The organism is uncultured Paenalcaligenes sp. (genome assembly GCF_947630565.1).
Taxonomy (GTDB): Bacteria; Pseudomonadota; Gammaproteobacteria; order Burkholderiales; family Burkholderiaceae_B; genus Paenalcaligenes; species Paenalcaligenes faecalis.
This window is the reverse complement of sequence record NZ_CANRIC010000001.1, coordinates 29,287-55,549: the sequence shown is the minus strand read 5'-3', so window position 1 is coordinate 55,549 and position 26,263 is coordinate 29,287. Positions and strand designations below refer to the sequence as shown.

At 46.8% G+C, this 26,263-nt stretch carries 26 protein-coding genes; 9 read left to right on the top strand and 17 right to left on the bottom strand.

Annotated features, from left to right (window positions below; translation table 11 throughout):
• Positions 1 to 2 precede the first annotated feature (2 nt).
• A complete protein-coding gene (locus tag Q0Z62_RS00260) occupies positions 3 to 1,649 on the bottom strand; it encodes an electron transfer flavoprotein-ubiquinone oxidoreductase (protein ID WP_298050054.1) in 1,647 nt (548 codons plus the stop codon).
• Between the two features lie 285 nt (positions 1,650 to 1,934).
• Here Q0Z62_RS00260 and Q0Z62_RS00255 point away from each other — a divergent pair, with 285 nt between their 5' ends.
• The 7 genes from Q0Z62_RS00255 (at position 1,935) to ftsB (ending at position 9,522) form a co-directional block, all read left to right on the top strand.
• Entirely contained in the window at positions 1,935 to 2,627 is a 693-nt protein-coding gene (locus Q0Z62_RS00255) for a CoA transferase subunit A (protein WP_269901559.1), read from the top strand.
• 9 nt (positions 2,628 to 2,636) lie between these two features.
• Positions 2,637 to 3,290: a 3-oxoacid CoA-transferase subunit B gene (locus tag Q0Z62_RS00250; RefSeq protein ID WP_269901560.1), complete on the top strand. Its 654-nt coding sequence runs from the start codon at positions 2,637 to 2,639 to the stop codon at positions 3,288 to 3,290.
• A gap of 76 nt (positions 3,291 to 3,366) precedes the next feature.
• Positions 3,367 to 5,178 (top strand): aminopeptidase P family protein, encoded by a 1,812-nt coding sequence (locus Q0Z62_RS00245; protein WP_298050050.1) that lies wholly within the window; start codon positions 3,367 to 3,369, stop codon positions 5,176 to 5,178.
• A gap of 67 nt (positions 5,179 to 5,245) precedes the next feature.
• Positions 5,246 to 6,889 carry a CTP synthase gene (locus Q0Z62_RS00240; protein ID WP_298050047.1) on the top strand — a complete coding sequence of 548 codons (1,644 nt, stop codon included), beginning with the start codon at positions 5,246 to 5,248 and terminating at the stop codon, positions 6,887 to 6,889.
• Positions 6,890 to 6,940: 51 nt separating this feature from the next.
• The gene (gene kdsA, locus Q0Z62_RS00235) at positions 6,941 to 7,783 is read left to right on the top strand and encodes a 3-deoxy-8-phosphooctulonate synthase (RefSeq protein WP_298050176.1); all 843 of its coding nucleotides are present in this window, start codon (positions 6,941 to 6,943) and stop codon (positions 7,781 to 7,783) included.
• Positions 7,784 to 7,898: 115 nt separating this feature from the next.
• On the top strand, positions 7,899 to 9,185 hold the full coding sequence (gene eno / locus Q0Z62_RS00230) for a phosphopyruvate hydratase (protein ID WP_269901563.1): 1,287 nt from the start codon (positions 7,899 to 7,901) through the stop codon (positions 9,183 to 9,185).
• Positions 9,186 to 9,243: 58 nt separating this feature from the next.
• The gene (gene ftsB / locus Q0Z62_RS00225) at positions 9,244 to 9,522 is read left to right on the top strand and encodes a cell division protein FtsB (RefSeq protein ID WP_269901564.1); all 279 of its coding nucleotides are present in this window, start codon (positions 9,244 to 9,246) and stop codon (positions 9,520 to 9,522) included.
• A gap of 16 nt (positions 9,523 to 9,538) precedes the next feature.
• Here ftsB and Q0Z62_RS00220 read toward each other — a convergent pair whose 3' ends face one another.
• The 16 genes from Q0Z62_RS00220 to radC form a co-directional block, all read right to left on the bottom strand.
• Positions 9,539 to 10,306 carry a hypothetical protein gene (locus Q0Z62_RS00220; RefSeq protein WP_298050044.1) on the bottom strand — a complete coding sequence of 256 codons (768 nt, stop codon included), beginning with the start codon at positions 10,304 to 10,306 and terminating at the stop codon, positions 9,539 to 9,541.
• Positions 10,307 to 10,359: 53 nt separating this feature from the next.
• Positions 10,360 to 11,277, bottom strand: coding sequence for an Hsp33 family molecular chaperone HslO (gene hslO / locus Q0Z62_RS00215; RefSeq protein WP_298050042.1), 918 nt, complete (start codon positions 11,275 to 11,277; stop codon positions 10,360 to 10,362).
• Between the two features lie 24 nt (positions 11,278 to 11,301).
• Positions 11,302 to 11,820 (bottom strand): RDD family protein, encoded by a 519-nt coding sequence (locus Q0Z62_RS00210; RefSeq protein WP_298050040.1) that lies wholly within the window; start codon positions 11,818 to 11,820, stop codon positions 11,302 to 11,304.
• Positions 11,821 to 11,924: 104 nt separating this feature from the next.
• A complete protein-coding gene (locus Q0Z62_RS00205) occupies positions 11,925 to 12,062 on the bottom strand; it encodes a hypothetical protein (protein ID WP_269901568.1) in 138 nt (45 codons plus the stop codon).
• A gap of 87 nt (positions 12,063 to 12,149) precedes the next feature.
• Complete coding sequence (locus Q0Z62_RS00200) at positions 12,150 to 13,613, bottom strand: THUMP domain-containing protein (protein WP_269901569.1); 1,464 nt, start codon at positions 13,611 to 13,613, stop codon at positions 12,150 to 12,152.
• A 6-nt stretch (positions 13,614 to 13,619) separates the two neighbouring features.
• On the bottom strand, positions 13,620 to 14,042 hold the full coding sequence (locus Q0Z62_RS00195) for a CopD family protein (RefSeq protein ID WP_269901570.1): 423 nt from the start codon (positions 14,040 to 14,042) through the stop codon (positions 13,620 to 13,622).
• Complete coding sequence (locus Q0Z62_RS00190) at positions 14,042 to 15,322, bottom strand: glutamate-5-semialdehyde dehydrogenase (protein ID WP_298050037.1); 1,281 nt, start codon at positions 15,320 to 15,322, stop codon at positions 14,042 to 14,044. The genes Q0Z62_RS00195 and Q0Z62_RS00190 overlap by 1 nt, the downstream gene beginning before the upstream one ends.
• 44 nt (positions 15,323 to 15,366) lie before the next feature.
• Positions 15,367 to 16,386 carry a DNA polymerase III subunit delta gene (gene holA, locus Q0Z62_RS00185; RefSeq protein WP_298050034.1) on the bottom strand — a complete coding sequence of 340 codons (1,020 nt, stop codon included), beginning with the start codon at positions 16,384 to 16,386 and terminating at the stop codon, positions 15,367 to 15,369.
• Complete coding sequence (gene lptE, locus Q0Z62_RS00180; protein ID WP_298050032.1) at positions 16,386 to 16,994, bottom strand: LPS assembly lipoprotein LptE; 609 nt, start codon at positions 16,992 to 16,994, stop codon at positions 16,386 to 16,388. The genes holA and lptE overlap by 1 nt, the downstream gene beginning before the upstream one ends.
• A gap of 5 nt (positions 16,995 to 16,999) precedes the next feature.
• Entirely contained in the window at positions 17,000 to 19,651 is a 2,652-nt protein-coding gene (leuS, locus tag Q0Z62_RS00175) for a leucine--tRNA ligase (RefSeq protein WP_298050030.1), read from the bottom strand.
• 163 nt (positions 19,652 to 19,814) lie between these two features.
• The gene (rpmG, locus tag Q0Z62_RS00170) at positions 19,815 to 19,982 is read right to left on the bottom strand and encodes a 50S ribosomal protein L33 (RefSeq protein WP_269901575.1); all 168 of its coding nucleotides are present in this window, start codon (positions 19,980 to 19,982) and stop codon (positions 19,815 to 19,817) included.
• A 41-nt stretch (positions 19,983 to 20,023) separates the two neighbouring features.
• Entirely contained in the window at positions 20,024 to 20,260 is a 237-nt protein-coding gene (gene rpmB, locus Q0Z62_RS00165) for a 50S ribosomal protein L28 (RefSeq protein ID WP_269901576.1), read from the bottom strand.
• A 175-nt stretch (positions 20,261 to 20,435) separates the two neighbouring features.
• The gene (locus Q0Z62_RS00160) at positions 20,436 to 21,641 is read right to left on the bottom strand and encodes a Bcr/CflA family multidrug efflux MFS transporter (protein WP_269901577.1); all 1,206 of its coding nucleotides are present in this window, start codon (positions 21,639 to 21,641) and stop codon (positions 20,436 to 20,438) included.
• Between the two features lie 88 nt (positions 21,642 to 21,729).
• Positions 21,730 to 23,472, bottom strand: coding sequence for a glycosyltransferase (locus Q0Z62_RS00155; RefSeq protein WP_298050026.1), 1,743 nt, complete (start codon positions 23,470 to 23,472; stop codon positions 21,730 to 21,732).
• Positions 23,473 to 23,598: 126 nt separating this feature from the next.
• Positions 23,599 to 23,862, bottom strand: coding sequence for a type B 50S ribosomal protein L31 (locus tag Q0Z62_RS00150; RefSeq protein WP_269901579.1), 264 nt, complete (start codon positions 23,860 to 23,862; stop codon positions 23,599 to 23,601).
• Positions 23,863 to 24,039: 177 nt separating this feature from the next.
• Positions 24,040 to 24,717, bottom strand: coding sequence for a DNA repair protein RadC (radC, locus tag Q0Z62_RS00145; RefSeq protein WP_269901580.1), 678 nt, complete (start codon positions 24,715 to 24,717; stop codon positions 24,040 to 24,042).
• Positions 24,718 to 24,774: 57 nt separating this feature from the next.
• On the opposite strand from radC, the gene Q0Z62_RS00140 reads away from it, so the two are divergent.
• Both Q0Z62_RS00140 and ispH read left to right on the top strand, forming a co-directional pair.
• The gene (locus Q0Z62_RS00140) at positions 24,775 to 25,251 is read left to right on the top strand and encodes an FKBP-type peptidyl-prolyl cis-trans isomerase (RefSeq protein ID WP_298050022.1); all 477 of its coding nucleotides are present in this window, start codon (positions 24,775 to 24,777) and stop codon (positions 25,249 to 25,251) included.
• The gene (gene ispH, locus Q0Z62_RS00135; RefSeq protein WP_269901582.1) at positions 25,248 to 26,225 is read left to right on the top strand and encodes a 4-hydroxy-3-methylbut-2-enyl diphosphate reductase; all 978 of its coding nucleotides are present in this window, start codon (positions 25,248 to 25,250) and stop codon (positions 26,223 to 26,225) included. The genes Q0Z62_RS00140 and ispH overlap by 4 nt, the downstream gene beginning before the upstream one ends.
• Positions 26,226 to 26,263: the final 38 nt, after the last annotated feature.

Sequence of the window (26,263 nt, the reverse complement as noted above, 5' to 3'; positions counted from 1 at the left end):
AGTTACATGCCTGGGTACACTGGACCTTCGCCCCCTTGGGGGGCCACCCAGACAATATTTTGGGTGGGATCTTTAATATCACAGGTTTTACAGTGCACACAGTTTTGCGCATTAATTTGTAGCTGATCTGACCCCGTATCATCTTTGATAAACTCATAAACGCCTGCGGGACAATAGCGGCTTTCTGGACCAGCATACTCGGCCAGATTAACACGCACTGGGATAGACGAGTCCTTTAAGGTGAGATGAATGGGCTCGTCTTCTTCGTGGTTGGTATTTGACAAGTACACCGAACTTAATCGGTCAAAGGTCAGCACACCATCGGGTTTAGGATAAGCAATAGGGGCGCACATAGCGGCTGTCTGTAGATACGCATGGTCAGGCTTTGTGCTTTTTAGCGACCAAGGCATTTTACCTTTCAGAACAAGCTGTTCGATCCCTGTCATCAAGGTTCCTACACTACGACCTTTTTTAAACCATTGTTTAAAGTTACGTGCCTTATTGAGTTCCTCGTAGAGCCAAGAGCGCTCAAAAGCATGGGTGTAAGCGGTAAGATCATCATGTTGACGATCTGCTTGGATGGCTTCAAAGGCAGCTTCAGCGGCTAGCATGCCACTTTTGATCGCCGCATGACTGCCTTTAATGCGAGAGGCATTTAAAAATCCGGCCTCACAGCCCACCATTGCACCACCTGGGAATACAAACTTAGGTAAGGCTAAGAGTCCTCCGGCGGTAAGAGTGCGTGCCCCATAGGCAATACGCTTTGCTCCCTCGAACGTCGGCCTAATGGTCGGATGTGTTTTATAGCGTTGAAATTCCTCAAAGGGGGATAACCAGGGGTTAGCATAATCTAAGCCTACGACTAAACCGACGACGACAATGTTGTTGTCTAAGTGGTACAGAAAAGAGCCACCGTAGGTGTCAGGATCTAAGGGCCAACCTGCGGTATGCATAACTAAACCGGGTTGTGAGCGAGAGGGGTCAATTTCCCACATCTCTTTGATACCTAGGGCGTAACTTTGAGCATTTCGACCCGCGTCTAATTTGTATTTTTCAATGAGTTGACGACCTAATTGGCCCCGAGAGCCCTCGGCAAAGAGGGTGTATTTAGCTAATAGTTCCATCCCGGGCTGATAGTCTGGTTTGTGCGTACCATCACGGGCAATGCCCATGTCACCAGTAACGATCCCACGTACTGCACCCTCATCGGTATAAAGAATCTCTACCGCAGCAAAGCCAGGAAATAAGTCTACCTCTAGGGCTTCGGCTTGTTCGCCTAGCCATTGGGTAAACTCACCTAAGCGCACTACGTAGTTGTCATCATTTTTAAAGCAATCCGGTAGCATCCATGCCGGAGTGCTGCGAGCTTTATCTGCCGTTAAAAATAGAAACTGGTCGTCGCTAACGGGCACATTAAGAGGGGCTCCCTTTTCTTTCCAGTCAGGAATGAGCTCGGATAGCGCACGAGGATCCATTACTGCACCAGAGAGAATATGAGCACCGACCTCGGCCCCTTTTTCTAAAACACAGACGCTGATGTCATGATTTTTTTCTGCAGCGACTTGTTTTAAGCGTATGGCTGCAGCAAGGCCGGCAGGCCCTGCACCAATGATGACCACATCATATTCCATTGATTCTCGTTCAGACATGGATATTATTCTCCGTCATGGTTATTTGTTTTGCCGTATTAACACAGCATGGTGCTGTGTAGGGAGTGAATTTGTCTTATTGTATGGTAGCCAAAGTTAAAGTAGCTATGATTTTGATCGACTAGACTTGATTTTAGTCCACTCATTTTTGTTGTAGCTCGTTATACTCTTAGTATGTATCTTTTATGACTGCTACTACTGTTGTAGCAGGAACAAATATAGAAAACAATAAATAGTGTTTGGGCGCACAGGTTGAGTGCGTTTATTTTTATAGGAGCTGTCGTTATGGATAAGGTATATGCCAGTGCTACTGAGGCCTTACAAGGTCTAGTTGCAGATGGACAAACCATTGGGGTTGGAGGCTTTGGTCTATGTGGGATTCCCGAAGCATTAATCGCTGCCTTACGTGATTCAGGTGTAAAAGACTTAACCTGCGTAAGCAATAACGCAGGTGTAGATGGCTTTGGCTTAGGTCTGCTCCTAGAAACTCGCCAAATCAAAAAAATGATTTCCTCATATGTAGGCGAAAATAAAGAATTTGAGCGTCAGTATTTATCTGGTGAGCTTGAGCTGGAGTTTACCCCACAGGGAACACTGGCTGAACGCTTGCGTGCAGGTGGTGCTGGTATTCCTGCGTTCTTTACTGCAACGGGTGTAGGTACGATTGTGGCAGAGGGCAAAGAGGTGCGTGAATTTGATGGTAAACAATATGTCATGGAAAAAGCCATTACTCCTGATGTATCACTTATCAAAGCCCATATTGCTGACCGTAGTGGTAATTTAATTTTCCGTAAAACAGCTCGTAACTTTAACCCCAACATTGCTCAGGCAGGTAAAACGACGGTGGTAGAGGTTGAGAAAATCGTTGAGGTAGGCGAATTAGATCCTGATCATATTCATTTACCCGGTATTTTTGTTCATCGAATTATCTTGAACGAAAACCCTGAAAAACGTATTGAACAACGCACGACTCGCTAGGAGGAAAAAATGGCTTGGAATAGAGATCAAATGGCAGCGCGTGCTGCAAAAGAATTACAAGACGGTTTTTACGTTAACTTAGGCATTGGGATGCCGACGTTAGTTGCCAACCATGTACCCGAAGGGATGCAAGTCTGGTTGCAATCTGAAAATGGTCTATTGGGTATTGGCCCGTTCCCTACCGAAGACGAGGTAGACGCAGATCTAATTAATGCCGGTAAACAAACCGTAACTACTCTGCCTGGCTCCTCTTTTTTCTCATCTGCCGATTCGTTTGGAATGATTCGGGGTGGTAAAATTAACCTTGCTATTTTGGGGGCGATGCAAGTCTCTGAAAAGGGGGATTTAGCGAACTGGATGATTCCAGGGAAAATGGTGAAAGGAATGGGCGGCGCTATGGACTTAGTGGCCGGCGTTGGTCGTGTCGTGGTGTTGATGGACCATGTGGCTCGTTCTAAGGACGGCACTGAATCTCTGAAAATTTTGTCCGAGTGCAACTTGCCTTTAACCGGTGTTGGCGTGGTGGATTTAATTATCACTGACTTGGGTGTGATGGAAGTCACAGAAACCGGTTTGAAATTACTTGAGTTAGCCGACGGTGTAACCCTAGAGGAAATTCAAGCAAAAACAGAAGTAAAAATGGATGTTTCGGCAGTTGCCTAAACCCCCTATTTACGAGTAATGTAAACAGGCATACTGCAATAGAGGTGTGCCTGTTTTCTTTTTTATAGCGATGGTTATGTCTGTATATTTATCCCGTTTAGAACAGCTGCGTTCTGCCATGCAGCAGGCCCAAGTAGATGCGTATGTGGTGTTTAGCTCCGATCCGCACTTATCTGAATACTTACCCGATTACTATCAAGGTCGAGCGTGGCTAAGCGGTTTTGAGGGCTCAGCGGGGTCATTGGTTGTGACTGCTGATTTTGCTGGATTATGGACAGACAGTCGCTATTGGGTTCAGGCAGAAACCGATCTGCAAGACAGTGGTTTTGAGCTAATGCGTTGGGGCGATGGACATACCCCAGAGATGGTGGATTGGGTTGCTGCGCATTTACCAGTTGGACAAACAGTGGCATTTGATGGCCAAGTTGTCGCCTTATCTCAATCACAAACATGGCAAAAAATGGCTGATCAATCTGGCCTAACGCTAGATCAGAACGTGGATTTACTTGCACCTATTTGGCCAAATCGTCCTGAGTTACCCTGTGCCCCTCTTTTTGTGCATGAGCCACCATTTTGCCAACGCCATGTATCTGATAATTTACAGGCGGTACGCAGTCAGATGCAGCAACTCGGTGCGCAAACCCATTTGATTTCTAGCTTAGACGATTTGGCGTGGCTGTTTAATTTACGAGGTAGCGACGTGGCGTATAACCCCGTCTTTCTAGCTCATGCATTAATCAGCCAAGATAAAGCCACTTTATTTATTGATCAACGTAAAATAACAGCTCAGGTTGCGCATTATTTATATCAACAGAATATTGAGGTTCAACCTTACTCATCATTAGCTGAGGCTTTAGCAGAGCTTAGCGACAGCACCACATTACTGGTTAATCCCAGTGCTGTGACGGTTGGCGTATTGGCTGCTGCTAAACAGGTGCAGCTGATACAGGCTGCGAATCCTTCTACTTTGTTAAAAGCATGTAAAAATCAGGCTGAAATAGCACAAGTACGACAAACAATGGCCCAAGATGGGGCTGCTTTATGTGAGTTTTTTGCTTGGTTTGAACAGACCGTGCTAACCCGTGCGGTGACGGAACTAGAGGTTGATGAGCAAATAACAGCGGCTCGGGCTCGTAGACCCCACTTTATCTCGCCTAGCTTTGGCACGATTGCTGCTTTTGGTCCGAATGGGGCTATGCCTCATTATCAGGCCACTCCAGACTCCTATTCAGAGATCACCGGTGATGGATTACTGCTGATTGATTCAGGCGGACAATACGCGGGTGGCACCACAGACATTACTCGTGTTGTTCCTGTGGGGACCCCCACCGCAGAGCAAAAGAAAGATTACACTTTAGTCTTAAAAGGGATGATCAGCTTATCGATGGCGGTGTTCGCTAAAGGGGTGACCGGCCAACAATTAGATGTGGTGGCTAGAATGCCATTATGGCAAGCGGGTTTAGACTTTGGTCATGGCACTGGCCACGGTGTAGGATATTTTTTAAACGTACACGAGGGGCCTCAATCTATTTCTTGGCGTACACGACCAGGGGCTCAACCACAGCCCCTACAGTTAGGTATGATTACCTCTAATGAGCCCGGCTTATATCGGGCTAATCAGTGGGGGATTCGTATTGAGAACCTAATTGTGTGTGTGCCGCATTTACGCAACGAATTTGCCGAGCTTTATGCTTTTGAAACACTGACTTTATGCCCCATTGATACACGCTGTATTGATCCGATGGTATTGACTATGGCCGAGGTACAGTGGCTAAATCAGTATCATCAAGAGGTATATGTGCGGTTAGCTCCGCTTGTTAGTGGTGAGGCATTGGCGTGGTTAGAACAACGCACTCAACCTTTAGCAACAACAAATTGTTCCAACTAGGGCGGGCAAGCCGTTATAATTCAAATTTCCAGTTCTCGCCTGATTTGACTCAGGATAGCTATTCACAATGACCACCAAATACGTATTTGTTACCGGGGGCGTCGTCTCCTCATTAGGTAAAGGTATTGCGGCTGCCTCTTTAGCCGCTATTCTTGAGTCACGCGGTTTACGTGTGACTATGTTGAAGCTTGACCCCTACATCAACGTTGACCCAGGCACCATGAGCCCGTTTCAGCATGGTGAGGTTTTTGTGACCGAGGACGGTGCTGAAACCGACTTGGATTTAGGTCACTACGAGCGCTTTGTGACAACACGCATGCGCAAAGTGAACAACTTCACCACAGGCCAGATTTATGAGTCCGTACTACGCAAAGAGCGTCGTGGGGATTATCAGGGTAAAACTGTGCAGGTGATTCCGCACATTACCAATGAAATTCAAGATTTTATTGCACGTGGTGCTAAGGCCGCTTACAACGGCGAAGCCGATGTCGCAATTGTTGAGATTGGCGGTACGGTTGGTGATATTGAATCCCTTCCGTTCCTAGAGGCTATTCGTCAAATGAGTTTACGCTTAGGTCGTAACAATACGGCTTTAGTTCACTTGACCTTAGTGCCATTCATTCCATCAGCTGGTGAATTAAAAACCAAGCCAACTCAGCATTCCGTACAAAAATTGCGCGAAATCGGCTTGTATCCAGAGGCCATTTTGTGTCGTGCTGATCGTGAGATTCCTGATGATGAGCGCGCTAAAATTTCATTATTTTCCAACGTCCCATTGGATGCAGTGATTTCAGTTAAAGATGCTGAAACCATTTACGAAATTCCGGCAATGCTACATCGCCAAGGCTTGGATAATTTAGTGTGTGATGCATTGGCTTTGTCACCGCCTCCTGCCGATTTATCCATGTGGGATAATTTAGTTCACTCTCTTAAAAATCCTGAGCATGCCGTGCGCATTGCGATGGTAGGTAAATACGTAGAGCTGACTGAATCCTACAAGTCCTTATCCGAGGCGTTGACTCATGCTGGTATTCATACTCGTACTGATGTACAGATTGAATACATTGACTCCGAAGACATTGAAACCAATGGTACAGATTGCTTAACAGGCTTTAATGCCATTTTAGTACCTGGCGGGTTTGGTAAGCGTGGTACCGAAGGCAAAATACAAGCCATTCGCTATGCACGGGAAAACAATATTCCTTATTTAGGGATTTGTTTGGGTATGCAGTTGGCTGTGGTTGAGTTTGCACGACATGTGGCAGGCTTGGGCGGAGCTAACAGTACGGAGTTCGATCCCTCTGCGGCACATCCTGTGGTGGCGTTAATTACCGAGTGGAAAGACCGTGAAGGTCGAGTAGAGCATCGCTCGGGGAATGAGGATCTAGGTGGAACGATGCGCAAGGGCGCGCAAGAGTGTCCTGTTAAACCCGATACACGTGCCTTTGAGATCTATGGCCCATTGGTCAATGAGCGCCATCGTCACCGCTTTGAGGTTAATAATGTATACGTGCCTCGTCTTGAAGAGTCTGGCTTAGTTATTAGCGCCCGTACTCCAAGTGAAAGCCTACCTGAGATCATGGAGTTGCCCGAAGCGAAGCACCCGTGGTTTATGGGGGTGCAATTCCATCCTGAATTTACTTCAACTCCTCGTGATGGACATCCGCTTTTTATTAGCTACATTAAGGCGGCCTTGGCGCACAAAGCGTAATCTTAATTTTCATGCACCGCCGCGACGGTGCATGTTTTTGTGAGAACGACGATGGAATTATGTGGATTTAAGGTTGGAATTGATCAGCCTTTCTTTTTGATTGCTGGGCCTTGTGTGATTGAGTCACGCCAAATGGCTTTTGACACAGCAGGTTACCTTAAAGAAATCACGGACGAACTCGGTATTCCCTTTATTTATAAAAGTTCGTTTGATAAAGCAAATCGTAGCTCTGGCAGTTCGTTTCGCGGGCTAGGCATGGCAGCGGGCTTACAAATCTTAGTGGATGTACGAGAGCATTTTGGTGTTCCCGTGTTGACAGATGTGCATGAAAAAGAGCAGGTAGATGATGTAGCGGCCGTTGTGGACGTGTTACAGACTCCCGCTTTTTTATGTAGGCAAACTGATTTTATTCAAGCATGTGCCGCTACGCTAAAACCGGTAAATATTAAAAAAGGCCAGTTTTTAGCACCACAAGATATGAAAAACGTGGTGGAAAAAGCCCGTGCTGCAGCTTTAGAGGCTGGTGGCGATGGCGACACCATTATGGTGTGTGAGCGTGGTGCCTCGTTTGGTTATAACAACCTCGTCTCTGATATGCGTTCTTTAGCCATCATGCGTGATACGGGCTGTCCGGTTGTGTTTGATGCCACGCATTCAGTACAACTACCCGGTGGTCAAGGTGATAGATCAGGTGGCCAAAGCGAATTTGTACCAGTTTTAGCGCGTGCAGCCGTGGCAGCGGGGATTTCCGGTTTATTTATGGAAACACACCCTGATCCATGCAATGCACTCTCTGACGGGCCGAATGCCGTGCGCTTAGATCAAATGGCACAATTATTACGTAGCTTAAAGGCGATTGATCAGGTGGTTAAAGCCCCTGGTATCTTAGGCTAATCCTCTATTGCCTCTCGTAAGCGGTACAATAGAGGCGATTTTTTATTCAACAAGTATACACATCGTATGCTTACCATTTATTAGCGTTATTGCTGCACAGCAAGGACTACATTTCATGAGTGCTATCGTAGATATTATTGGTCGCGAAATTTTGGATTCGCGCGGTAACCCCACCGTTGAGTGTGATGTTTTATTGGAATCCGGCGCGATGGGTCGTGCTTCTGTACCTTCGGGTGCTTCCACGGGTATGCGTGAAGCCCTTGAATTACGTGATGGTGATGCCTCTCGTTACTTAGGTAAGGGCGTATTGCGTGCTGTAGAAAATATCAATAATGAAATTGCCGAGGCGCTAATTGGTTTAGATGCCCAAGAACAGCATTTTATTGATAAGACGCTAATTGACCTAGATGGCACCGAGGAAAAAAGTCGTTTAGGCGCTAATGCGATGTTGGCTGCAAGTATGGCTGTTGCTCGTGCAGCTGCAGACGACAGTGGCTTATCTTTGTATCGCTATTTTGGTGGCAGTGCTGCGATGCAAATGCCTGTGCCAATGATGAACGTGATCAATGGTGGTGCTCATGCAAATAACACCCTTGACCTACAAGAGTTCATGATCATGCCTATAGGCGCAAAAAGTTTCCGCGAAGCCCTACGCATGGGTGCCGAGGTTTTTCATGCGCTAAAAGACTTGATCCATGCTCAAGGCATGTCTACTGCAGTAGGTGATGAGGGTGGTTTTGCCCCGAACGTGGCTAACCATGAGGCAGCCATTCAATTGATTTTACAGGCGATTGATAAAGCAGGCTACGAGGCAGGTACTCAGATTGCACTTGCTTTAGACTGCGCTAGCTCCGAGTTCTACCGTGATGGTCTGTACCATTTAGCAGGTGAGGGTGGAATTAGCCTAAATGCTTCTCAGTTGGTAGACCTATTAGAAAGCTGGTGCGATAAATACCCTATCGTTTCTATCGAAGATGGTATGGCCGAAGACGATTGGGATGGTTGGAAAATCCTAACAGATCGTTTGGGTAAAAAAGTTCAGTTGGTGGGTGATGACTTGTTCGTCACGAATACGAAAATCTTACGCCAAGGTATTGACCGTGGTGTAGGTAATTCTATTTTGATTAAAATTAATCAAATTGGTACGTTGACTGAAACATTTGCTGCCATTGAGTTAGCAAAACGGTATGGTTATACCGCTGTGATTTCACATCGTTCTGGCGAAACCGAAGACTCGACGATTGCTGATATTGCCGTAGCTACCAATGCGATGCAGATTAAAACAGGTTCACTATCTCGTTCTGATCGTATGGCTAAGTACAATCAGCTGCTTCGTATCGAAGAGGAGCTTGCTGAAGTCGCCTCTTATCCTGGTCGTGACGCTTTCTATAACTTGCGTTAATTTGCACTAAGGCAAAAAGGGCTTGGCGGTGCCAAGTCCTTCATTTAATTATAAAAACATGCGTTTTATCTTTCTATTCTTGTTGGCTCTATTGGCCTTTTTTAACTACGAGCTGTGGTATGGGGACAATGGACAAGCTCGTATATCAGATTTACAAGAAAAAATAGAAAATCAGCAAAAGCTAAATGACGCAGCAATCGCTCGTAATAATGCAATGGCCGCAGAGGTGCAAGATTTACGTGATGGCGGTAAAGCCGTTGAAGAAATTGGCCGTCTAGAGCAAGGCATGATTAAGCAGGATGAAATCTTCGTGCAGATTTTAACTCCTAATTCCTAATTTATAGGGATTCCCATTAAGTAGGCCCGCAACATAGATCCGTATCACAAAGAACAGGCGGAGGTGTTGTTGTGCCTGGAGGAAGCCAAGGTTGAGCTGGTAAAGGGGCTGAGCCAGTCGGAGGCTGCCATGGCCCCAGTGGGCTAGCCGTATCTGAGTCTAACTCTGATGGATTTTCTGATGCGCTAGCTAGGGCCGCAAAATAGACGGGGCTAGATGCAGGCGTATCAGGAGTATAAGCGTTGGATTGCATGGCAATTTGTATATCGGTCACGATAGGTACATACCCACTGGCATAAGCCGACTGGTAAGGCCCTTGTTGGTGACGCAACAATCGAGCCAGAGTTTGACGTACGATGGGTGTGGCTGGTTGATGTAAATAATGCAGTCGTAAATGCAAGGTGTTTGCATCAAAGATCTGCTGATTTCCCTGTTGATATTGCAGGGCTTGATAGTCTACGTTTACGGTAGAATTTTCGGCTGTATCGGATGTGACGAGAGGAATTCGCTCTATGTGCCAATAGGCGGGATCAGAATTGAATTGAAAGGCAGAACGCTGCTGTAGGGCGTGAGAAAAGGCATCTTGAATGATGAGAGGGTGGGCGTGTTGAGTCGCGGCAATACGCGCTGTGTCGAGTAATGCGTGATTGAGGGCTTGTCGTAGCAGTAACCAATGGGTGCTTTCATAGGCAGCAATTGCTAATAGTAAAAAAACGAGCACCATGACAGTATTTTCTAAGCTGCTAGCCCCACGCTGTGAACGATGTGCAATAAAAATAGGCATGGGGTTATTGTGAAATAAACCGCCATGCCCATCAATTTGTGACTTATACGTAATTAATGCAAGGTATCACTGGCATTCAGTTGGTCACTTTTAGCGATAAACAGTTGAGCGCAGTCAACGGGGTCAAATTGATATGGCTTGCCACAAAAATTACATGACACGTCAATTTTTTCTTGTTCGCTAAGAATCGACTCAATTTCTTCACGTCCTAGCATAGCGAGCATCTCTGAAACCCGTTCTCGGGTGCAAGGGCAATGCCAGGCTAGAGGGGTTGGCTCTAACAGCATAAGGTCTTCTTGCCAGAACAGACGATGAATTAACTCTGCCGCAGGTAGAGCTAATAGCTCATCTTGTTTGATTGTGGTGGCGAGTTGTTGGGCGCGATCCCAGCTGGGTTCTTCTGGTGCATCAGTGCCTTCGATGTGGCCACCAGTACCAGGTAGGCGCTGTAATAAGAGCCCATTTGCTTTTTCACCATTTGCAGCTAAAAATATTTTGGTATCTAGCTGCTCTGAGTGTTTCATATAGTTTTCGAGCACTTCGGCCAAGGTGTCGCCCTCTAGAGGCACAATGCCTTGGTAGGGCTGTAGGTCAGAGCCTGATTTTGGTTCTAAAACTACAATAAACTTTCCGTTGTCATAGGTGTTTAGCAGGTTTTGTAGATTACCCTCTGTGGGCATGGTGGCCCCTTCACGTAAGGAAACCGTAGCTCGCACAGTAAAGTCCGACGAACACTCCACCACCATAAGGGCGATAGGGCCATCACCCTGAGCCTGTAGAATAAGAGAGCCATCTAACTTTAGGTTGCCTGCCAGTAGTACCGCAGCAGCAGTTAGTTCGCCTAATAGATCACGTACGCTGTCTGGATAGCTTTGATGATTTAGGCCAGTTTGCCATGCAGACGATAGCTCTACCGTTTGGGCACGAGTCAGTTGGTCTGCAAAGAGATATTTATTTAGTTGATCAGTCATAAGTCGTAGATAAGAAAGCGGTTATTACGTCTTTAGATGGGGACGAATATCAACAATGCGAGTGCCTGCAATACGGTCGTGTAAAAACAACTGTTCGGCATCAAACCATGTCCAGATAAAGAGTGTTAAAGGCGCAAAAACAATAAGAAGATGGGTAGAGGAATAACCCGTATAGCTGGAGAGTACTTGTACGCCTAAGGCATAGATCAGAGGCAGTATCCACATCAACACATAGCGATATAAGGCACGAGGCCAGCTTAGTTTGTGACCATCAGCAGTGACTAAGCGCAGACTCCATGTTTTCATGGACAGTGTTTGCCCTGACCGCCGCCAAGACAGTAAAAAATATAAGCCGATCGCCATAAATAATATGACTTGGCGCGCATCGCGTAGCATCAGGGCATGACGGCTTTGGGTGAGGAAATCAAACACCAAGAGCACACCAAATACCAGTCCAAACAGAAGTACACCTTCGTACATCATGCTGGAAAATCGACGCCAACGGGAGGGGAGAGAGGGGGAGAAAGAAGCTTCAGCAGACATAGCGCAAATTATAAACGATGCGGCTGATTTTAGGTGATAGAGAAGACTGCATTAACCTAAATAGATGCCTGCTAAAGCCGAAGACGGAGATGACTGCAAATGAATTAGGCGAATATGCCTTTAATCCAATTTTTTAAAGCAACCAAAGGACGGAAACGAAACTGCTCTTCGATTGCATGCTGAATAAGACGGCGTTCTAAGTCGTCAGATAGATGAAAGTTGCTGCTGTTATGGTAAATCATGATAATTATCCGCATCCATTGATTAGGGTTAACCCTATTATAGGGGTTAACCCTAGTTTTTGCAAAGCGACGGATAACTAAGAAATGTTAACGATTACTAGCTGCGACCATTTGGAAGTTAAATAGTCGACAGTCCAGTGGGCCATTATAGAGAGGGTGGCGACGATTAGGTTTAAGGCGTAGTTTAGAAGGCACCTCTAAATCGCTGGTAATCATATTGACGCTCCAGCCAGCAAAGTTTTGCTTTAGGTGGGCAGCCCAGTCAGACCAGAAGGCGGTGTCAGTATCATCTAAACGCTCACCGTAGGGTGGGTTGGTGACAATCCATCCTTTGGCAGCGACGGGTTGAATGTCCAAAGCATTACCTACTTCAAAGCGAATCGTACTTGGGTTTAGGTGGGCACGAGCTAAGTTGGCTTTGGCTGCTTCGATAACGGCAGGATTGATATCACACCCAATTAACGGTACTTCGATTTCAGGGGCGATATTAGCGCGTGCCTCAGCCTTTAGATCTTGCCAAGCACGTGCGTTATGGTGACGTAACCGTTCAAAATGGAATGGACGCCAAATTCCGGGAGGCGCCCCTAATGCAATCCAGGCGGCCTCAATGAGAATTGTGCCACTACCACAGAAAGGATCAATCAATGGCGCATTTGGGTCCCAGTCAGACAGGGCGAGAAGACCCGCTGCTAAGTTTTCTCGTAGGGGGGCCTCACCTTTGTGGTGACGCCAGCCCCGTTTAAATAAGGATTCGCCAGTGCTGTCAATATATAGCGTGGCGGAGTCTTCATTTAAAAAAGCGTGGACTTTGGCGTCAGGACGGACAGTATCAATACTGGGGCGTTCGCCTTCGCGATCACGTAGTCGATCACAAATGGCATCTTTAACGCGTAAATTAGCAAACTGCAGACTCTGAAAAGGACAGCGAATGGCCGAGGTGTCTACGCGTAGTGTTTGCTCTGCGCCAAACCAGTTCTCCCAAGGGGTTTGATAAGCGAGCTCATAGAGCTCATCTTCATTCGCAATTTTGGCATAACTCATTTGTACCAAAATACGAGTAGCTAGGCGTGAGTAGAGATTCGCTCGTAATACGCCATTCCAGTCGGCGGCAAAGTGGCATCCTGCCCGTCCTTGGCTGACATGGTCAAAACCCAGAGCATGTAGCTCCGCAGCTAGGGCTTCTTCTAGGCCTTGCGGGCAGGGAGCAAACACATTAAAAAGTTCATCACGTCTAGCGCTGTATTTGGCCTGAATCTGAGGGCCCTCGATACGGGGTCTTTTAGGCGCGCTAGGGGCGGGGCGTTGCTGAGGCTTTGCGTATCCAGTGGGGCTTTGGGCCGCACGCTTGGAGGCTCTAGGTGCGGTTTTAAATGCAGGCCTACGAGATGGTGTGGGTGTGGCTTGGACCTCAGGCTCGTCTTCCCCGCGTAGACGTTGGATTTGCATGGCTTGTCGTGCTCTAGCGCCAGAGCGTACGCGTTTAGCTTCAGTGTCTTCAGTTGCTAGCGGTTTTTTTTTCAGCGTTAAGGTTTTTTTTGGGGTGGAGGTCATAAAAAATTAAAAGGGTTTAAATACCACAAGAATAAGAACGAGCAAGAGCATAAGCACTGGAATTTCGTTAAACCAGCGGAAGTACACATGGGAACGTTGATTCAGGCCTGCTTTGAAATGTTGGAGAATACGACCACAGTACCAGTGATAAATCACTAAGCCGACAACTAAGGCTATTTTGGCATGGATCCAACCCATGCCTTTGCCTATGCCAAAATGTAAAAATAGGGCCAGACCTGTTCCAACACTAAGTACTGCTAAAGGCAGCATGAATCGGTAGAGACGATGTGCCATGTTGGTTAAGACTTGTTGGGTAGGGGCGTCGTGAGGCTGTGCCATATTGACATAAATGCGGGGTAAATAGAACAACCCCGCAAACCAGGATGTCACTAGAAGAATATGAAAGGTTTTAACCCAAAAATAGGCCATTATTTTTGTCCACGCAATTGAGCATTACCATTTAATACCCATTTTTGAGTGGTTAAGCCTTCGAGCCCCACCGGTCCGCGAGCATGTAAGCGGTTTGTGGAGATACCTATTTCGGCTCCTAGACCGTATTCAAAGCCATCTGCAAAACAAGTGGGTAAATTCACATAGACAGAGCTGGAGTCAACCTCACGTTGAAAGCGACGCGCTGCTTCAATGTTTTCTGTGACGATCGACTCCGTGTGTTCAGAGCTGTACTGCGCAATGTGATCCATGGCTTGCTCAATAGAGTTGACGATACGAATAGCTAAAATAGGAGCTAAGTATTCTGTTTCCCAATCTGACTCGGTTGCTGCTGTAATGCCACTTAGTAAGTTAAGGGTGCGCTCACAACCTCGGAGTTCAACCCCTTTGTCTTGTAGGGCTTGAGCTAGGTCAGGTAATACGGCGGGAGCGATGTCACTGTGTACTAATAGGGTTTCCATGGCTCCGCAAATACCATAACGATGTGTTTTGGCATTAATTGCAATTTTTTGGGCCTTAGCCACATTTGCGTCTTTGTCTATGTACACATGACAGTTACCGTCTAAGTGTTTAATGAGAGGAACTTTTGCTTCGGCTGTTAGACGAGCAATTAAGCCCTTTCCACCACGAGGGATAATGACATCCACATAGTCCGTCATAGTGATGAGATGCCCAACGGCGGCACGATCCGCAGTGGCAATGACTTGGACAGTGTGTTCAGGTAAGCCAGCCGCTAACAAGCCTTGACGAATGATATCGCCCAGTGCCTGATTAGAGTGAAAGGCCTCGCTACCCCCACGTAAAATGGTGGCATTACCTGATTTTAGACACAGAGCTGCTGCATCAATGGTGACATTGGGTCTGGACTCATAAATAATGCCGATGACCCCGATAGGGACTCGCATTTGTGCGACCGTCATGCCATTAGGGCGTGCTGTGGTAGGTCCTAAAGACCCCACTGGGTCAGCCATGCCCGCTATTTGACGTAAACCGATTGCCATGGTTTCTAAGGCGTGATCGGAGAGTTTCAATCGATCAACCATAGCGGGCTCTAGCCCGTTTTTCTCTGCGGCCTCGATGTCTTTCGCATTCTCGGCTTGAAGCTGTGCTTTGTTGGCTTCGAGTAAATCAGCCATGGTGAGCAATGCTTTTGACTTTTGTGCGTCTGAGGCGTTGCGAATGGATTTGGCTGCGGTACGAGCTTGTTGGCCTATTTGCAGCATATTTTGGGCCAGCTGATCAAAAGTTTGTTCGGTCATAGCAGTACACAAATGAAATCAATAGTTAAATAGCTATAGCGCATTTAGGCAGCCAAAGCAATACGTAGACAAAGACGGGCGGCCTCTTCCCATGGGTCGTCCATGCCGCCCGGGTTTTTTAGGCCCTTAATTAGACGATCGACTTCGTGAGCATGTCGTACAGCAGGGGGCCAGATGGACGCGGGTAATCGTTGTAAACAGTGACGTAATTGCTTTTCTCTGGCGCCAAAAACACGTTGTTCTCGAAATGCTTGGTTGAGGTCACCACCGCTTTGTTGGATGGCAGAAAGCGCCGCTAAGATACGGATTTCATCGCCAATGGCCCACAGAACTAATGGCAACGCCTCGCCTTCTGCGCGTAGGCCGTGTAATACGGTTAATGCACGTTTAGCATCCCCATTTAGCATGGCGTCGCGTAAGTCAAAGACATTATAACGAGCGACATTTAAAACCGCAGCTTGAACCTGAAACAGAGAGAGCTCGCCCTCAGGGTAAAGCAACCCCATTTTTTGTATTTCTTGGTGTGCGGCTAATAAGTTCCCTTCGACTTGGTCGGCTAACCAGAGTAGTGCTTCGGGGTGTAATCGCTGCTTTTGGGATTGAGTGCGTTGTTGCAACCACTGCGGCAGCTGTTTTTTATCAATACTGGGGATATCAATCCACTGGCTTGTTGATTCAAGCTGCTTGGCCCACTTGGCATTACGGGTAGCTCGATCTAACCGAGGGAGCTGGATTAAGAATACATTATCACCAGTAGAGCTGAACTGGCTGCTAAGACGGTTAAGGGCATCACTGCCGCTACGCCCTGGTTTTCCGGCAGGGATACTTATATCAATAAATCGTTTGTCGCCAAATAAAGAAAGCGCTTGGCAGACCTCAAAAACCGCAGACCAATCGCTACGGCCATCCATCACAAAGCGATGGCGCTCTGTGTAGCCTTGTTGTATGGCTGCTGCACGTAAGGCATCACAGGCCTCGACGTGCAGTAGGATTTCATCACCACTGATGACATAACAGGGTTGTAGCGGCTTTTGTAATGACTGTGAGCTAAGTGTGGAACTCATTAGAAAGAGGTAGCCGAGGCAGGGGGTTGAACCACAGGTAAGTGAAGATTGGTGTCTTGTGCCTGACTGCGCTCATAGGCTTGCTGTACTTCATTGGAGTTCAGTCGGCGTATTAAGCGATCGACTAAAGAAAGCTCCATGTCTTTAAACAGGGAATCTATTTCTATTTGTTTAGCGGCTGAGGTCTCGGGGCTATTTGGAATATCTCGCGTAATAGTCAGTAATGAAGGGGCTAATAATGCGTTCCCTTTATCATCGACTAACGTGAACTGCAGGCGTAACTGTAATTCGTAGTCCTCAACGTGGCCATTGGGGTCTAAAGAGAGTTCACGTAGGCTGCGGTTGTGCTCTAGTTCAATTAGTTGTGCTTGAGCTAGCTCTGGAGAGCTGACAAAGCGCAGATTGGGTGAGTTAGCCAGCAGATTACGTCGTAGTTGGGCTCCAAAAGCAGAGTTTTCTGCCACATTGGTATAGAGCGTATTAAAGGGTAGGTTATGTGACTGTTTAAGAGCAAAGCCACATGCGCTAAGCAGTAGGCTTAGCGCCAAGGCTAGAGTGGCAAGCACTACCCTGCTAGGGTTAAAAACAGCGTTGGCGCTAAGAGTCATAATGATTATCCTACTACGTTAACAAGACGGCCAGGAACGACAATAATACGTTTAGGCTCGCGCCCTTCGAGTAAGCGTTGTACGGCCTCATGAGCTGTAGCAGCTTGTTCGATAGTTGCTTTGTCCGCATCAGCTGCTATTGTTAAAGAGCCGCGTAGTTTGCCATTTACCTGTAAGGTTAAGCTGATTTCGTCTAACACTAAGGCGTTTTCATCAACGACAGGCCAGGCCGCATCGAGTAAGTCACCATAGGCTTCGCTATAACCTAAATCCAGCCAAAGTTTCCAAGTGATATGTGGCACAACTGGGTACAGTACACGTAATAGTGTAGAGAAACTTTCAGCCAAAACAATGTGATTAGCCTCTGTATCGGCTAATTTTGCATGGTCTAAGGTGTTGAGCATTTTCATCGCACCAGATACCACAGTATTGTATTGAATACGCTGGTAATCATAGTCCGTCTGTTTCAGGATGGAGTACATTTCCCGACGTAGTTCTTTGGCAGCATCATCCAGTTCGGTAGGAACGGCTTTAGCGACTCCCGCTTTTAGTGCGGCTTGATTTTTGTAGGCAAAGTTCCAGAGACGACGCAAATAACGGTTTGAGCCATCAATGCCTGATTCAGCCCACTCTAGAGTCTGTTCTGGGGGGCTAGCAAACATAATGAATAAGCGGGCCGTGTCGGCACCCATTTCATCAATCAAATGCTGAGGATCCACACCGTTGTTTTTGGATTTTGACATGGTGCCGATGCCGTCATAGTTGACTTCGGAGCCATCGGCTTTAACTCGAGCACCTGTAATATTGCCTTTTTCGTCATACGTGTTTTCGACCTGGTCTGGGCCGAAGTATTCTATGCCACCTTGTGGTGTACGACGTGTGTAGATATGGTTTAAAACCATTCCTTGTGTGAGCAGTTTGGTAAAGGGCTCGTCAAAAGTGACGAGGCCTAGGTCTCGCATGACCTTAGTCCAGAAGCGGGCATAGAGTAAGTGCAATACGGCATGCTCAATACCACCAATGTATTGATCCATCGGCATCCAGTATTCAGCACGATTATCGACCATAGCCTCTGTGTTTTTGGCTGAGGCATAGCGCATGAAATACCAAGAGGAGTCCACGAAGGTATCCATGGTGTCGGTTTCACGACGTGCGTCTTTACCGCAGGAAGGACATTGGCACGCTAAGAAAGCCTCATCTTTATTGAGAGGGTTGCCGCTGCCATCTGGAATTAAGTTTTCTGGCAATATGACCGGTAGGTCTTTTTCAGGTACAGGTACAGGTCCACAATCATCACAGTGAATGATTGGAATAGGCGTACCCCAGTAACGCTGACGAGAAATCCCCCAGTCACGCAAGCGGTAAGTGGTTTTTTTACCACCTAGGTCTTTGCTGCTTAGGTATTCAGCTATACGGTCAATCGCTTCTGCAGAGGACAGACCATTGTAATCACCCGAGTTGACGGTAATGCCATTTTCTTTGTCGGCATACCAGTCTTGCCATTGAGTCTGCGAGAATTCGGCGTCGCCAACTTGTACAACTTGTTGTATAGGTAGTTCGTATTTAAGAGCAAAGGCAAAGTCACGCTCATCGTGGGCCGGTACACCCATCACAGCACCGTCACCATAGGACATCAACACATAATTACCAACCCATAAGGCAATAGGCTGTTGTGTGATGGGATGGGTGACATAGAGACCGGTAGGTAGGCCTTCTTTGTCGCGAGTTGCGATATCCGCCTCGGATTGACCGCCTAGTTTGCATTTTTCGATAAAGGCAGCTAATTCAGGGTTGGTTTTAGCTGCTTGGGTAGCTAGAGGGTGTTCTGGGGCGACCGCACAGTATGTTACGCCCATGATGGTGTCAGCGCGTGTTGTAAACACATACATACGACCGTCTTGGATTAATTCGCCTTCGTTATTGCGAATATCATGGGTAAAAGCAAAACGCACACCAAAGCTTTTTCCAATCCAGTTCTCTTGCATGGTGCGCACACGCTCAGGCCAACCATCGAGTTTTTGAGTGTGCTCAAGGAGTTCGTCTGCGTATTTGGTGATAGCTAAGTAATAACCGGGAATTTCGCGTTTTTCAATTAAGGCACCAGAGCGCCAGCCACGACCGTCTATAACTTGTTCATTCGCTAAAACAGTTTGATCTACTGGGTCCCAGTTGACGGTTTGTGTTTTGCGGTAGGCAATGCCAGCATCTAGCATTTTTAAAAAGAACCATTGGTTCCATTTATAGTAGTCTGGATCACAAGCACACATCTCGCGGGACCAGTCAATGGCTAAACCCATCGAATTCATTTGCTTTTTCATGTAAGCAATGTTGTCGTAGGTCCATTTGGCTGGGGGAACTTGTGATTTGATCGCTGCATTTTCTGCAGGCATACCAAAGGCATCCCAACCCATAGGCATAAGAACGTTATAGCCACGCAGTCGTAGTTGGCGCGCCATCACGTCATTAATGGTGTAGTTGCGCACGTGACCCATGTGTAGCTTGCCGCTTGGATAAGGCAGCATAGAACACGCGTAGTATTTGGGTTTAGGGCTGCCATCAGCATTTGTGGCGTTTTCGCTGACGCGATAAGCATCGCGTTCCTGCCAGTTCTGTTGGGCAGCGCGTTCGACTTCGTGGGGATTATAACTTTCCTGCATGAGATTTGAGCTACCAAGTAAAGGTATGAATAAAGAATAACCCTTACATTATACGGGGCAAAAAAAGTTGCGCCAGTACCATAAGAGCTAAATAATTTAACCACAAAAAAGCCCTGCAGTTGCAGGGCTCTTTGCCGAAGTCTCGCTGGGTAATACCGGAGTATTAACGTAAACGAGCTTCTTTGTACTCTACGTGTTTACGTACCACAGGGTCAAATTTTTTGATGACCATTTTTTCTGGCGTGTTACGTTTGTTTTTGGTAGTGGTGTAAAAGTGACCAGTACCTGCAGAGGATTCGAGTTTGATTTTCTCGCGTATACCTTTAGCCATGATGTAAGTCCTTTAAATAGCTGTTAGAAATAAGCGAGCGATTAAACGCGTTCGCCGCGTGCGCGCATTTCGGCTAAAACGGAGTCAATACCGTTTTTGTCGATCAAACGCAAAGCCTGGGTGGATACACGTAAACGTACCCAACGGTTTTCGCTTTCTACCCAGAAACGACGAGATTGTAGGTTAGGCAAAAAACGACGTTTAGTTTTGTTGTTTGCATGAGAAACATTGTTGCCCGACATTGGGCGTTTTCCGGTAACTCGGCATACGCGTGCCATGGTTATACCCCTTTAGAGTCTAAATCGGCTTCCGCGCTTGCAGTAAAATTGGTTACTACGGGCGCATTAAAGCACAAGCTAATTCAATAATGTTCAATCTATAAACCTATTGGCTTAGCCTAAGTAGTTCATAAAACAAAACATTCTAATATAAATGATGGGCTTTAAGCAAGCATTACACAGCTTGTTTTAGGGCTGTACGCCCAGAAAACCACGAAATAGTGACGCAAGCTGCGAGTACAGCAACAAGTGGAAGCGCTGAAAGATGGTGCCAGGAACTGACTGCAAGGCCAGCTAAAGCACCACAAAGCATTTGTAGAGTACCCATAAGGGCAGAGGCTACACCTAAGCGATGTCCTTGTGCAGAGAGAGCGAGTGCCGCTGCATTAGGGTTGATGAACCCTTGACATGCCATAAAGCCCATTAACATGGCCATCACGCCATAGATATTGATTATACCTACTAGCGTGCAGATTAAGCCAATGATTACTATAGTTAGTTGTGTATTTTGTGCGACAGAGAGCAGCCGTTGTGGCGTATAGCGATTCAATAAGCGGGCACCAATTTGGGAGGCTAGGATCAAGCAAAATGCATTTAAACCAAATAAAAAGCCAAACCACGAAGGCTTGACCTCAAAAACACTAATGAAAATACGTGGGGAGCCGCTGATATAGGCAAACATACCGGCAGAGCCAAACCCAGCGGCTAGAGAGTAAAACAGAAAGCTGCGGTGTTTAAAAAGCTCTTTGTAATTAGTGATAATGGTCTTAGGGCGTAATGGTGTTACGTGTTCGGGGGCGAGGGTCTCACGCATAAACAAGGTGGTAGCTATTAATAGAACTACGCCACAGCCTGCAATAATATAAAAAATGCTGCGCCAATTGCTTAGGAGCAGGACTTGGCCTCCGATAATAGGGGCTAAGATTGGCGTAGCTCCCATGATAAGCATAATCATTGATAAGGCTTTAGCGGCATCTCTGGTGTCTAGCTGATCTCGAATAACAGCTCTAGGAATGACCGCACCAGCAGCGCCCCCAAAGGCTTGGGCGATACGCCATAGAGTTAAATGCTCTACGTTTTGAGTGAAAGAAACAGCGAAAGAGGCGATGCTAAATAGAATTAAACCAAACAATAAAGGCAGTTTTCGGCCAAAACGATCCGAAATAGGGCCGTAAAACAGCTGCGCCAATGCCATCCCAAATAGATAGCTAGCCAAAGTGCGCTCTATGTTTCCCTCTGTGGTGTGTAGGTCTGCTGCAATTAACGGAAATGCAGGCAAATACATGTCGATGGCAAGAGGGGCTAGTGCTGTAAGCAAACCCATTAAAAGCAGCCAGGAAGGAATGCGATTGGTGAGATGGCGTTGTGGTGTGTTTGACATCGTATTTAGCTAAAAAGGGCCTTTTATAAGGCATTTATAGTAGCACGCAGTCCTTTTTTTTATGGGTTAGGGCTGAGTGCTGTAGGGTTTATTGTTTTAGCAGTCTAAACATCTCGTTGCGATCGCCACCGCGGCGACCTTGCCAAAGCTCGGTGCTTGAGGGGTAAGCCTTGTTTTGTAGATCGTCGGATAGTTTGGGAGAGGTTTGCTGAAGCACGTATTGGCAGCTAGGGTTAAAGCTAAAATTTAGTTGATTAAACGCATAGAAAGAGGCGCGCTGACCTAAGCCTAAACCGGATGCGTATATGCATTGGTTGGCTGGGATCTGTTGGATTTGTTTAGCTAAATCTCCTGAGACATGTCTATAGCTTCGGGCATAATCTAAGGCTGGCATCCAGAGTGTCACCAGCAAAAGCCACGCGGTAATAAGTCCGCCTGCCGATAAAACGGTACCGCGCCAAAGAGCTGGAGGGTGACTGCGTAGACGCCACAGAACTAAGCCAGTCCAAGCAATAGTGCCAGCCATCGCAATCAGTAAAGCAGGCCAAGCAATGCTCGTATCAAAGCCTTGAGTTTGGCGGTGAATCGTATACGCAATTTTTGGTGGCCAGCCGGTATGTTGGGCTATCCAGCCTAGCCATATAGTGGCGGCGATCAAAGAAAAACACATGACGGCAAACCAGTCGAAGCTATTGATCGCACCACGGCGAAGCGTAGGTAGGGCAAAAGCAGCTAAGACAGCAAAAGGGACAACCAGTAGTGTGTACTCGGGCTCAAAGGCTTTTTGATGAAGCGTTAGTAGAATGATGGGGCCCAGCATGAGACTAAAAGGGATAGCAATATGAGAAAAACGTAGCCAAGATCTCCACTGCCACAAAGCAACGATTACTAAGGGCCATGTGGGCCAAAGAAACCAAAGCAGATCTCGTGCGCTGCTCAATAACGATGAGTAATGAGGCCAAGATATTTGAGCCATATGCCATTGTTGCCACTGTTGCCACCAATAGGCGTAGTGTTTGGTTGGAATAATCCAGCAAAGAGCAATAAATAAGGCCAGACTGAGTGTTACAGGCAGGTATTTGGCATAAGGCCGCAAAGCTGAGCACAGCGTAAAGGCACTAATGCAACTGATGATTAAGCTGAGAGCAACCCATAACCCTTGATTTAAAAAGCTGAGTCCAATAGCACTGCCTAATAATAAGGCTGCTCGCCACGGTTTTTTGCTAAAGAGGCTGAGCGCATAAAAAGCACTGGAATATAAAGCTAGACTGAGTGGGACGGCGGAGGTCTCGTGTAAGCGCCAGATAATGCCAATAGTAGCAACGCACAGTAATAGCGCTGCGTCAGCAATCATGCGGCCATAGTCAACAGCAGAAGGCTCACCACCAAAGGGTAAGGGGAGAGGCTGAGCAGCTTTAAGACTAGCAAGCCTAAATACGCCTTGCCATAATGTGCTGATGAGGATTAGGAAGTAAATTAAATTGGGTAGTCGGGATGCAATGATGGATGCATCTAGCTCCGAGAAAAACAACTGTAATAGGGGGCTGAATAGATAAATACTACCCGCCCCTAACCAGATGGCTAGAGGGCCAGATTCTGCGTAGGCTAAGTCCCCGATCTGAGGGGTGAGGATGGTTTGCCACCCCGGGTATTGCAGTGCGCTTAACATACCTGCGAGACCAATTACATCATCGCTTTTCCAGGGGTCTCGGAAAAACAGCCCAGCAAAAATATACAGTAAACCTACGGTCCATAAAATGACGCGAGGCAGTTTGCTGGCGGCAGAGTTGGTCAGGCGAGCAGGAGTAGAGGAAGGGATAGTGTTAGGCACGGCAATAGGTGAAAGATAAGACTAGAGCGTTATCTTAAATCATATTGCGGGTGTTGGGTAAATCAGAGGGTAAGTGATGGACACAAAAAAAGCAGCCAAAAGGCTGCTTTTTGCTGCGATGCGGTATTACGCTTTTGTGCGTGTACCAGCAGTGCGAGCGAAACGGGCGCGGAATTTTTCAACGCGACCAGTTTCAACGATGCGTGTTTGAGCACCGGTGTAAAACGGGTGGGACTCGGATGTCACGTCACACTTAAATAGTGGGTATGTTTTACCGTCTAGTTCAATCGTGTCACGAGTGTGCAGAGTGGAACGTGAAATAAATGAGTTGCCGGTTTGTTGATCCAAGAACACCACTTCGCGGTATTCGGGGTGGATGCCTACTTTCATGATGTTATCCTGTTGTCTAAAGCGGACCGCCAACAGATGGATTAACAACAATCTGCCACGTATCCTGTAAAACCAAAGATTTTATCATTTATGCGCAATTTTGCAAAGAGAAACGCCTGTGAGTCAGACCGACCACAGCAAATGTTGCGTAAATGCCGAAATATAAGAGAAGAAAAGCTACATACTGCCTTGTTCAGCCAGAGAGGTAGCGTGCCCAGCGGTAATAATCAAATGGTCAAGTAAGCGTATATCTACTAACGAGAGAGCCTGTTGTAGATGTTTAGTAAGGGCTAAGTCTGCCGCACTAGGGCTACGCACACCAGATGGGTGATTATGTGCAAGTATTATAGCGGCAGCGTGGTGTTTTAGGGCAGATTTTACGATTTCTCTTGGATAGACTGAGGCTTGAGTCAATGTGCCTCTAGAGACTTCCTCGCTGGTAATTAAATGCAGTTGATTATCTAGGTAGAGAGCGATGCAATGCTCTATGGTGAGATGGCCTAATTGCGCTATGCAATAACTTTTAACTAAACGCGGCTGATCCATAACGGGGCCTAAACGTAAGCTTTGTGCTAAGGCTCGTCGATTGATTTCGCTAATGGCCTGTAGTTCACAGGCTTTTGCGATGCCTATGCCTTTTTGTTCCAGAAGTGTCTGGATTTCAGTCGCCAAAAGACCACGCAGCCCACCTAGAGTTTGCAGTAGTTGCTCTGCCAGATCTATGACTGAGTGTTGACGAGTTCCAGTGCGTAAAATGATAGCAAGCAGCTCTGCATCGCACAGAGATTGGGGGCCTGTTTGTAAAAGGCGTTCGCGAGGCCGCACACTATTTAGGGATTTGCTGTCAGAAGTCATAGTAAGCATTAAAATAGGTAAATTAATCAAGACTTAGACTTATTAGGGTGACAGACCTTGAACTCAGAAAACCAAGACCAGCGGCCAATTGTCCATGAGGACTCTTACTTAACTTTGCATTATTGCATTCAAATTATGACCGGACCGGCCGGAGGAACCATATTTGCAAATACCTTCGATGGCCGTCCGGCAACATTGCAAATGGGGATAGGGCAATGGTCTCCGGGTTTAGAACACGTGTTATTAGGTAAGGCCGAGGACGAGGTCTTTGGCTGCACGCTAGAACCTGCTCAGGCTTATGGAGACCGCAATCCGGTGTTGGTACAGTGGGTTGATAAAGAGATGTTAGGTGATTTGACCGATCCTGATAAAAATTACGAAACAGGCGACATGGTGGAGTTTGCTTCTCCTACCGGTGTTCGTTATGCAGGTGTGTTAAAAGAGTGGGGCGAAGAGGCCGCCTTATTTGATTTTAATCATCCTTTAGCGGGTGCTCAAATTCGCTTAGACGTACATATTTTAGGAATACTATGAAACCTCAGATTGAATCTTTAGAAAATATGCAGGTCATGTTGGCCCAGCCACGTGGTTTTTGCGCAGGTGTTGATCGTGCTATTGATATCGTAGAGCGTGCTTTAGAAATTCATGGCAAGCCCATTTATGTGCGTCACGAGATTGTTCATAATCGTTATGTAGTTGAAAACCTCCGTAATAAAGGTGCGATTTTTATCAACGAGCTTGAGCAAGCACCAGCAGGGTCTATTGTTGTTTTTTCTGCTCATGGTGTGTCTTTAGCTGTGCGCGAAGAGGCCGAGGAGCGAGGCCTAACGGTATTTGACGCGACCTGTCCGTTGGTCACTAAGGTACACCGAGAAGTCTCCAAAATGCGTAAGGATGGTCGTGAGATCATCATGATTGGTCATAAGGGACATCCCGAGGTTGAGGGGACGTTAGGCCAAGCAAACGAAGGTATGTTTTTGGTAGAAACAGTTCAAGACGTTCAGGATTTACAGGTGACAGATCCAGATAATTTGGCTTTTGTAACCCAAACAACCCTATCAGTAGATGATGCCGCAGAGGTTGCGGAGGCGTTGCGTTTGCGCTTTCCTAATATTGTTGAGCCTAAAAAGAGTGACATTTGTTATGCCACCCAAAACCGTCAAGATGCGGTGAAATTTATGGCGCCACAGTGTGATGTGGTATTGGTTGTTGGTAGTGTAAATAGCTCTAATTCAAATCGGTTACGAGAGGTTGCGGAGCGTATTGGCACCGCTGCGTATTTATTGGATGACCCCGCTATGATTCAACCCGAGTGGTTTGCAGGAAATCCTCGAGTGGGGATTACAGCAGGGGCTTCTGCGCCAGAAGAGCTAGTTGAACAAGTTATTGATCGTATTAAAGAGCTAGGGGCCATATCGGTGCGGACTTTAGATGGAGTAGAGGAGACGATTTCCTTTCCTTTGCCTAAAGAGCTATCTAGAAAAATAGTAGAAGCTGACGCAGAGTAAAAACTAAGGCTGAACCATAATTAACGCATACGTCAACG